This window comes from Streptomyces sp. NPDC052079 (assembly GCF_040680275.1).
Lineage (GTDB): Bacteria > Actinomycetota > Actinomycetes > Streptomycetales > Streptomycetaceae > Streptomyces.
In genome coordinates, this window is the sequence record NZ_JBFAWL010000016.1 from 145,572 (window position 1) to 154,831 (window position 9,260).

6 protein-coding genes are annotated in these 9,260 nt (G+C 71.7%); 5 read left to right on the top strand and 1 reads right to left on the bottom strand.

Going from position 1 to position 9,260, the window contains the following annotated elements:
- The first annotated feature begins 140 nt into the window (after window positions 1–140).
- The gene (gene dnaE, locus AB0L56_RS22725) at window positions 141–3,680 is read left to right on the top strand and encodes a DNA polymerase III subunit alpha (protein WP_365425747.1); all 3,540 of its coding nucleotides are present in this window, start codon (window positions 141–143) and stop codon (window positions 3,678–3,680) included.
- 109 nt (window positions 3,681–3,789) lie between these two features.
- On the opposite strand, the gene AB0L56_RS22730 is transcribed toward dnaE, so the two are convergent.
- Window positions 3,790–3,957, bottom strand: a complete 168-nt coding sequence (locus tag AB0L56_RS22730) for a hypothetical protein (RefSeq protein WP_361029943.1) — start codon at window positions 3,955–3,957, stop codon at window positions 3,790–3,792.
- 220 nt (window positions 3,958–4,177) lie between these two features.
- Here AB0L56_RS22730 and AB0L56_RS22735 point away from each other — a divergent pair, with 220 nt between their 5' ends.
- The 4 genes from AB0L56_RS22735 (at window position 4,178) to AB0L56_RS22750 (ending at window position 8,900) form a co-directional block, all read left to right on the top strand.
- Window positions 4,178–5,383, top strand: a complete 1,206-nt coding sequence (locus tag AB0L56_RS22735) for an NYN domain-containing protein (protein WP_365425749.1) — start codon at window positions 4,178–4,180, stop codon at window positions 5,381–5,383.
- An 889-nt stretch (window positions 5,384–6,272) separates the two neighbouring features.
- Window positions 6,273–7,247 carry an ABC transporter ATP-binding protein gene (locus AB0L56_RS22740; RefSeq protein WP_365425765.1) on the top strand — a complete coding sequence of 325 codons (975 nt, stop codon included), beginning with the start codon at window positions 6,273–6,275 and terminating at the stop codon, window positions 7,245–7,247.
- Between the two features lie 86 nt (window positions 7,248–7,333).
- Window positions 7,334–8,155: an ABC transporter permease gene (locus AB0L56_RS22745; protein ID WP_365425751.1), complete on the top strand. Its 822-nt coding sequence runs from the start codon at window positions 7,334–7,336 to the stop codon at window positions 8,153–8,155.
- 34 nt (window positions 8,156–8,189) lie between these two features.
- Entirely contained in the window at window positions 8,190–8,900 is a 711-nt protein-coding gene (locus AB0L56_RS22750; protein ID WP_365425753.1) for an AAA family ATPase, read from the top strand.
- The last annotated feature ends 360 nt before the right edge of the window (window positions 8,901–9,260 follow it).

Here is a 9,260-nt window from a genome sequence, read left to right on the forward strand (position 1 = left end):
GCGTCACGGGAGTGCCCGCGCCACCGCCCGAAGGTACGTCGGGACGGGCGTGTCGTGTCAGTCCCGGGGCATAGACTTCGACGCTGACCCCCGGACCGTCCGTCCGCCCGTCACCGCCTGTTCTCCCAGGAGGCCGCACCGTGTCAAAGCCGCCGTTCACGCACCTGCACGTCCACACCCAGTACTCGCTGCTGGACGGTGCCGCGCGGCTGAAGGACATGTTCAACGCCTGCAATGAGATGGGCATGACGCACATCGCCATGTCCGACCACGGCAACCTGCACGGGGCGTACGACTTCTTCCATTCCGCCCAGAAGGCCGGAGTCACCCCGATCATCGGGATCGAGGCGTATGTCGCCCCCGAGTCCCGGCGCAACAAGCGCAAGATCCAGTGGGGCCAGCCGCACCAGAAGCGGGACGACGTCTCCGGTTCCGGTGGTTACACCCACAAGACGATGTGGGCGGTGAACAGCACCGGGCTGCACAACCTCTTCCGGCTCTCCTCCGACGCGTACGCCGAGGGCTGGCTGCAGAAGTGGCCCCGGATGGACAAGGAGACCATCGCGCAGTGGTCCGAGGGCATCGTCGCCTCCACCGGCTGCCCCTCCGGCGAGGTGCAGACCCGGCTGCGGCTCGGCCACTTCGACGAGGCCCTCAAGGCGGCCGCCGACTACCAGGACATCTTCGGCAAGGACCGCTACTTCCTGGAGTTGATGGACCACGGCATCGAGATCGAGCACCGGGTCCGCGACGGTCTGCTGGAGATCGGCAGGAAGCTCGGCATCCCCCCGCTGGTCACCAACGACTCGCACTACACGTACGCGCACGAGGCGGGCGCCCACGACGCGCTGCTGTGCATCCAGACCGGCAAGAACCTCTCCGACCCCGACCGCTTCAAGTTCGACGGCACCGGCTACTACCTCAAGTCCACCGACGAGATGTACGCCATCGACTCCTCGGACGCCTGGCAGCAGGGCTGCGCCAACACCCGGCTGATCGCCGAGATGGTCGACACCACGGGCATGTTCGAAAAGCGTGACCTGATGCCGAAGTTCGACATCCCGGAGGGCTACACGGAGGTCAGCTGGTTCCGCGAGGAGACCATGCGGGGCATGCACCGCCGGTTCCCCGACGGCATCCCGGACGACCGCATGAAGCAGGTCGAGTACGAGATGGACACCATCATCTCGATGGGCTTCCCGGGCTACTTCCTCGTGGTCGCCGACTTCATCATGTGGGCGAAGAAGCAGGGCATCGCGGTGGGCCCCGGCCGTGGCTCCGCGGCCGGCTCGATCGTCGCCTACGCCCTCGGCATCACCGACCTCGACCCGATCCCGCACGGCCTGATCTTCGAGCGATTCCTCAACCCCGAGCGCATCTCCATGCCCGACGTCGACATCGACTTCGACGAGCGCCGGCGCGTCGAGGTGATCCGGTATGTGACGGAGAAGTACGGCGCCGACAAGGTCGCCATGATCGGCACCTATGGCACCATCAAGGCCAAGAACGCCATCAAGGACTCCGCGCGCGTGCTGGGCTACCCGTACGCGATGGGCGACCGGCTGACCAAGGCGATGCCCGCCGACGTCCTCGGCAAGGGCATCCCGCTGTCCGGCATCACGGACCCGGACCACCCCCGGTACTCGGAGGCGGGCGAGATCCGCGGGATGTACGAGAACGAGCCCGACGTGAAAAAGGTCATCGACACCGCGCGCGGTGTGGAGGGCCTGGTCCGGCAGATGGGCGTGCACGCCGCCGGCGTGATCATGTCCAGCGAGACCATCACCGACCACGTTCCGGTCTGGGTGCGGCACACCGACGGCGTGACCATCACGCAGTGGGACTACCCGAGCTGCGAGTCGCTCGGCCTGCTGAAGATGGACTTCCTGGGCCTGCGCAACCTGACCATCATGGACGACGCCGTCAAGATGGTGAAGGCCAACAAGGGCGTAGACATCGACCTGCTGTCGCTGCCCCTGGACGACCCCACGACCTTCGAACTCCTCCAGCGCGGCGACACCCTCGGCGTGTTCCAGTTCGACGGCGGACCGATGCGCTCCCTGCTCCGGCTGATGAAGCCGGACAACTTCGAGGACATCTCCGCCGTGTCGGCCCTGTACCGGCCGGGCCCGATGGGCATGAACTCGCACACCAACTACGCCCTGCGCAAGAACGGCCAGCAGGAGATCACACCGATCCACCCCGAGCTGGAGGCGCCGCTCAAGGAGGTCCTGGACGTCACCTACGGCCTGATCGTGTATCAGGAGCAGGTGCAGAAGGCCGCCCAGATCATCGCCGGCTACTCGCTCGGCGAGGCCGACATCCTCCGCCGCGTGATGGGCAAGAAGAAGCCCGAGGAACTGGCGGAGAACTTCACCATCTTCCAGGCCGGCGCCCGCAAGAACGGCTACAGCGACGAGGCCATCCAGGCCCTGTGGGACGTGCTGGTGCCCTTCGCCGGCTACGCGTTCAACAAGGCGCACTCGGCCGCGTACGGACTGGTGTCGTACTGGACCGCCTATCTGAAGGCGAACCACCCCGCCGAGTACATGGCCGCGCTGCTCACCTCGGTGAAGGACGACAAGGACAAGTCGGCGGTCTACCTCAACGAGTGCCGCCGCATGGGCATCAAGGTGCTCCCGCCGAACGTCAACGAGTCCGAGTCCAACTTCGCCGCGCAGGGCGACGACGTGATCCTCTTCGGCCTGTCGGCGGTGCGCAACGTCGGCACCAACGTCGTGGAGTCGATCATCAAGTGCCGCAAGGCCAAGGGGAAGTACACCTCGTTCCCCGACTACCTCGACAAGGTCGACGCGGTCGTCTGCAACAAGCGGACCACGGAGTCGCTGATCAAGGCCGGCGCCTTCGACTCGATGGGGCACACCCGCAAGGGCCTCACCGCGCACTACGAACCGATGATCGACAACGTGGTCGCGGTGAAACGCAAGGAGGCCGAGGGACAGTTCGACCTCTTCGGCGGCATGGGCGAGCAGGAGACCAGCGAGCCCGGCTTCGGTCTCGACGTCACCTTCACCGACGACGAGTGGGACAAGACGTACCTGCTCGCGCAGGAGCGCGAGATGCTCGGCCTGTACGTCTCCGACCACCCGCTGTTCGGTCTGGAGCACGTGCTGTCCGACAAGGCCGACGCGGGCATCTCCCAGCTCACCGGCGGTGACTTCGGCGACGGAGCGGTGGTCACCATCGGCGGGATCATCTCGGGCCTCCAGCGCAAGATGACCAAGCAGGGCAACGCCTGGGCGATCGCCACGGTGGAGGACCTCGCGGGCTCCATCGAGTGCATGTTCTTCCCGGCCACGTACCAGCTCGTCTCGACGCAACTCGTCGAGGACGCCGTGGTCTTCGTCAAGGGGCGGCTCGACAAGCGGGAGGACGTGCCGCGGCTGGTCGCGATGGAGCTGATGGTCCCCGACCTGTCCAACGCGGGCACCAACGCACCCGTGGTGCTGACCATCCCGGCGACGCGCGTGACGCCGCCGATGGTCAGCCGGCTCGGCGAGATCCTCACGCACCACAAGGGTGACAGCGAGGTCAGGATCAAGCTCCAGGGGCCGACGAAGACGACGGTGCTGCGCCTCGACCGGCACCGCGTGAAGCCGGACCCGGCGCTCTTCGGTGACCTGAAGGTCCTCCTCGGCCCGTCCTGTCTCGCGGGCTAGCTGTATTGACCGGCGGACGCGCGTGAGGGGCGCACCCCGTGGTGGGTGCGCCCCTCTTTCCTGTGCCACTTTCCTGTTGCCCGGGCCGCAACGGCCCGCCACGCAGATGTCAGTTGTGGCCGAAACGCTTCTGCCGGCCCTTGCCTCGGCCTACCTCGCCCGGCATGACCTGCGTGGTGCGCTGCTCGTCCGGCGTCTCCATCGCGGACGGCTGCGATGTGCGCGGAGTGCGCTCGGCCTGGGGCTGCTTACGGTCACGGTTCTTGTTCTTGGCCATGGTGATGCCTCCTGTGGGGGACTAGGGGCCAGGGCCGGAATCAGATTCACACAGCCCGATAACCCACGCATGTCGGAGAATTACCGTGCGTGACCGGGCAGGTCGGGGAGGAAGTGTGGAAACGCCACGCCGAAGATCGAGTTCGGGCCGTTAACCCCCGTGTGGTCGGGCAGACTCGAAGCAAGCCCGAAGCAAACCTCCCGGAAAGAGGGTGGATCGCGTGGACCGCTGCATCGTCCTGGTGGACGCCGGGTATCTGCTGGGGGCCGCCGCCAGTCTCCTTGCCGGGGAGCCTTCGCGGTCCCGCATCACCGTGGACCACACGGCGCTCATCCAGGGGTTGCGCGACCGCGCCGAGAACGACACGCGGCAGCCGCTGCTGCGCATCTACTGGTTCGACGGCGCCCCCGACCGCGTCCCGCAGCCCGAGCACCGCAGGCTGCGCGTCATGCCCCGGGTCACCGTCCGGCTGGGGGCGTTGACCCGCAGCGACGGCCGCTGGGCGCAGAAGGGCGTCGACGCCGCGATGCACGCCGAGCTGACCGAACTGGCCCGCAACCGCGCCTGCTCCGACATCGTGCTGGTCACCGGGGACGGTGATCTGCTGCCCGGGATGATGGCGGCGAAGGAGCACGGCGTCGCCGTCCACCTGTGGGCCGTGCAGGCCGCCGACGGCGACTACAACCAGTCCGAGGACCTGGTGGCCGAGGCCGACGAACGCCGGGTGCTGGACCGGGCATGGATCACCCAGGCGGTACGGGCCAAGGAGTTCACCGGGGTGTGCGCGCCGCCGCCCGCGGCCCGTCCCGAGATCGCCGCGATCCTCTCCGCGCCGCTGCCGGATTCCGCGCTCGCCGCGGCGGCCGACCGGACGGCGCAGGAACCGCAGCATCCGGGCGCCGCGCCCAACGGCACCGCCGACCGGGCGCCCGCCGCGAAGGGGGTGCCCACCCCGAAGGACCTGGCGGCGCTGCGCAGCCCCGGCCCGCACCAGCCCCAGCAGCCCGCCTCCGCCACGCTGCGCTGGTCCTCCGACAGGGGCTGGGTGGACCGGCCCGTCGCCGAGCCCCCCGACGCCGCGTCCATGCCGACGCTCGCCCAGCTGACCACCGCGGAGCAGCGGTGGGCCGACCGCGAGGAGGACATCACCACCGTCGGCGGTGACCCCTTCGAGGTGGGGCAGGTCTTCGCCCGGCGCTGGGTGGAGCGGCTCGGTGACCAGAGCCACATCCAGAAACTGTCCGCGATGTACCCGCGCATCCCGCACCGAGTCGACGGCGAGCTGCTGCGCTACGCGGCCCGCTTCGGCCTGCTCGCCCACAAGGACGACCAGATCGACGAACGCGACCGCTACGCCATCCGAGCGGGCTTCTGGCGCGAACTGGACCAGCGCACGGGGACGGAGCGGGCTCCCGTCGGGGAGTGACGGGCGGGGGCGCGCCCGGGACCCCGGGTACGGGAGCTCCGCCCCCGCGCCCCGCAAGGGGGCTCCCGCCCCCTGAACCCACCCCCGGGGCCTGTGCCTGCCCGCGACGCGGCTGGGTGGGCGCGGGCCGGGGCGCCCCGTGGTCCGGGTTGGGGAGGCTCCGCGCCCGCGCCCTGCCAGGGGGCTTCGGGCCCCTGATGCCGCCCTCGGCCTGTGTGCGCCCGCGATGCGGCTGGGTGGGCATGGGCCGGGGCGCCCCGTGGTCCGGGTTGGGGAGGCTCCGCGCCCGCGCCCTGCCAGGGGGCTTCGGGCCCCTGATGCCGCCCTCGGCCTGTGCCTGCCCACACGCGGCTGGGTGGGCTCGGGCCGAGGCGCGCCGCGGGGTCCGCGTTCGGGAGGCTCCGGCCTTGCACCTCGCCGGGGGCTCGCGGCGCCTGAACCCGCCCTCGGCCTGTGCCCGCCCACACGCGGCTGGGTGGGTATGGGCCGGGGCGCGCCGCGGGGTCCGGGTTCGGGAGGCTCCGCGCCCGCGCCCCGGCAGGGGGCTCGTGGCGCCTGAACCCGCCCTCGGCCTGTGCCCGCCCCCACGCGGCTGGGTGGGCATGGGGAGGGGCGCGCCCCGGGGGCCTGGTTCGGGAGGCTGCGCCCCTGCGCTCCGCCGGGGGGCTCCGGGCCCCTGAACCCCCGGCCTGTGCCCGCCCGCCGCGCGGTTCGGTGGGCTGGACGAGCCCGGCGTGGGCCTGTGTGGTGTGGGGTGTGGGGGTTCGGAGGTGTATGGCGGGAATGTGGGGCAAGCGTGCCCCGAGAGCCTGGCCGGGCCGCCGACCCCGTAGGCTCATCCCTTGTGAGTACGCGCGCGGCACAGGGCTTCCGGCAGGCTGGTGATGTCGTGTGTGCGGTGCGAGGGCTGACCAAGACCTACCCGGCGGTGCGCGGCCGGCGCGGGGTTCCCGCGACGCCCGAGGTCAGGGCCACCGACGACGTGGCACTCGACATCCGGCGCGGTGAGATCTTCGGACTGCTCGGACCGAACGGCGCCGGTAAGTCCACCCTCGTACGCCAGCTGACCGGCCTGATGCGGCCCGACAGCGGCAGCGTGGAGATCCTCGGCCACGACATCGTGCGCCACCCCGAGCGGGCCTCCCGCATCCTCGCCTACCTCGGCCAGGAATCCAGCGCGCTCGACGAGCTGACCGTGTCCCTCGCCGCCGAGACCACCGGCCGGCTGCGCGGGCTCGACGTGCGCCGGGCGCGGGCCGAGCGGGACGACGTACTCGACGAACTGGGGCTCGCACCGCTCGCCGGGCGCCCGCTGCGGAAGCTCTCCGGGGGGCAGCGCCGGCTCGCCTGCTTCGCCGCCGCGCTGGTGGGGGAGCGCCCCCTGCTGGTGCTCGACGAGCCCACCACCGGCATGGACCCGGTGGCCCGGCGCGCGGTGTGGTCCGCCGTCGACCGGCGCCGCGCCGAGCACGGCTCGACCGTCCTGCTGGTCACCCACAACGTCATCGAGGCCGAGACCGTGCTCGACCGGGTCGCGGTCCTCGACCGCGGACGGGTCATCGCCTGCGACACCCCGTCCGGGCTCAAGGAGCAGGTCGCCGGCGAGGTCCGGGTCGATCTGGTGTGGCGCGAGGCCGCCCCCCTGCACGTGCCCGAGGTCGCCGCGCTGCGCGACCGGGTCGTCGAGTCCGGCCGCCGCTGGACCCTGCGGCTGGCGCCCGAGGAGGCCCGCGCGGTCGTCGCCACCGTCACCGGCGGGGCCGCCTTCGCCGCCCTGGACGACTTCACGCTGGCCACACCCAGCCTGGAGGACGTGTACCTGGCACTGGGCGGCGCCGTACGGCAGGGACTGGTGAAGGCGTGAGCACACGGGCCGTGTCATCCGTACGGAACCGGGCGACCGCCGGAGCGGATCCGAGCGAACCTCCGACCGAAGGGGAGCAGCACGACGTGAGTGTCGTACCCGCCGAAGTCCTGCCGGGCGGCGCCCTGGCCGCGGAGGACGCCGCACCGGCGGCGGCCGAGCTCGGCCCCCGGGCACGGCTGTGGCCGTCGCTGGCCGCCGTGTACCGGGCGCAGCTGTCCCGGGCCCGGGTCGCGCGGATCCCGCTGCTCTTCGTGGCGACGTTCCAGTCGATCGGCATCATGATCCTGATGCGCGGGGTCGTGGACGGCGGCGGCGAGGCGCAGGCCGTGGTCGCCGGGTCGGCGGTGCTGGTCGTCGCGTTCGTCGCGCTGAACCTCCTCGCCCAGTACTTCGGCCAGCTGCGGGCCAGCGGCGGGCTCGACCACTACGCGACCCTGCCCGTGCCGCCGGCGGCCGTGGTGCTGGGCGCGGCGGGCGCGTACGCCTCGTTCACCGTGCCGGGGACCGTGGTGACCGCCGTCTTCGGCTGCGCGCTGTTCGGGCTGCCGCTGGCGCACCTGTGGATCCTGATCGCGGTGATTCCGCTCGCGGGTGCCGCACTGGCCGGTCTCGGAGCGGCCCTCGGTCTGCTCGCTCCCCGGCCGGAGCTGGCCACCCTGCTCGGCCAGCTCGGGATGTCCGCGGCACTGCTGCTGGGCGTGCTGCCGCCGGAGCGGATGCCGGAGGTGGTGCGCCTCGCCCGTGACCTGCTGCCGTCGACGTACGGCGTCGAGGCCTTCGCGCGGACCTTCGGGCCGCACCCCGACTGGGCCCATGTCCTCGGTGACCTCGCCGTCTGCGGGGTGGTCGGCGTGATCTCGCTGGCCGTGGCGACGTGGGCCTACCGCAGGGCAGCCGTCCGGTGACGCGCCGCACCGCCGGGCCTGGCACGATGGCAGGGTGAGCGCTCCTCTGACACCACCACCGCCCCCGCACGAGCATTCCGCGCAGGACGCGTGGGAGCCGCCCTCCGCCGGGCCCGCTGCCGCATCGGCCCGGCATGCCGGCGCCGCCGGGTACGGCGGGCACCCCGGGGAACCCGGGGAACTTCGGCACGGCTGGTGGCATGACCAGGACGGCCCCGGGATGAAGCAGGAACTGCGGGAGGCCGCTGTGACCGCGGTCGCGGTGGCGCTCGGCGGGGTGCTGCTCGGGGTGCTGTGGTGGTGGCTGGCGCCGCGCGTGCCGCTGGTGGGTGATGTTGCCGGCGGCAACTGGGCCGTCTACCTCAAGGACTCCGAGGGCGAGCAGAGCATCGGGGTGGACGGAACGTTCACGCTGCTCGCGCTGGCGTTCGGTGCGGTGAGTGCGCTGGTCGTGTTTCTGGTGCGGCGGCGCGGCGGTGTGCCGTTGGTGGTGGCGCTGGCGGTGGGAGGACTGCTGGGGTCCGTGCTGGCGTGGCGGCTGGGGGTGTGGCTCGGGCCTGCGGAGGACGTGATCGCGCAGGCGAAGAGCGTGGGCAAGGGGGTGACCTTTGACGCGCCGCTGAAGCTGAGTGCGAAGGGGACGCTGTTGGCGTGGCCGTTTGCGGGGCTGGTGCTGCATCTGGGGTTGACGGGGTTGTTCGGGCCGCGGGACCCGGAGCACTTCGCTCCGCGGGCGGAGGCGTAGTTCTCTGGGTTGCCCTGTGTTGTCGCTGGGCGGGGGAGGTTGCGCAGCGCGGCGTGTGCGGGGTGCCGTCGCGCCCACCCGTGCCGCCCTGCGGCACGATTGCCCGCGGAGCGCGCGGCGCGGCTGGGCGGGGGGTGGTTGCGCGGCGCGGCGTGGGTGGGGTGCCGTCGCGCCCACCCGTGCCGCCCTGCGGCACGATTGCCCGCGGAGCGCGCGGCGCGGCTGGGCGGGGGGTGGTTGCGCGGCGCGGCTGGGCGGGGGGTGGTTGCGCGCACCTTGCACACCGTCAGGGGCGCCCCCCACGCTGCCATGTGGAACGCCGACCAGGAGGCGTACGAGGAGACCCTGCGACGCTTCCTC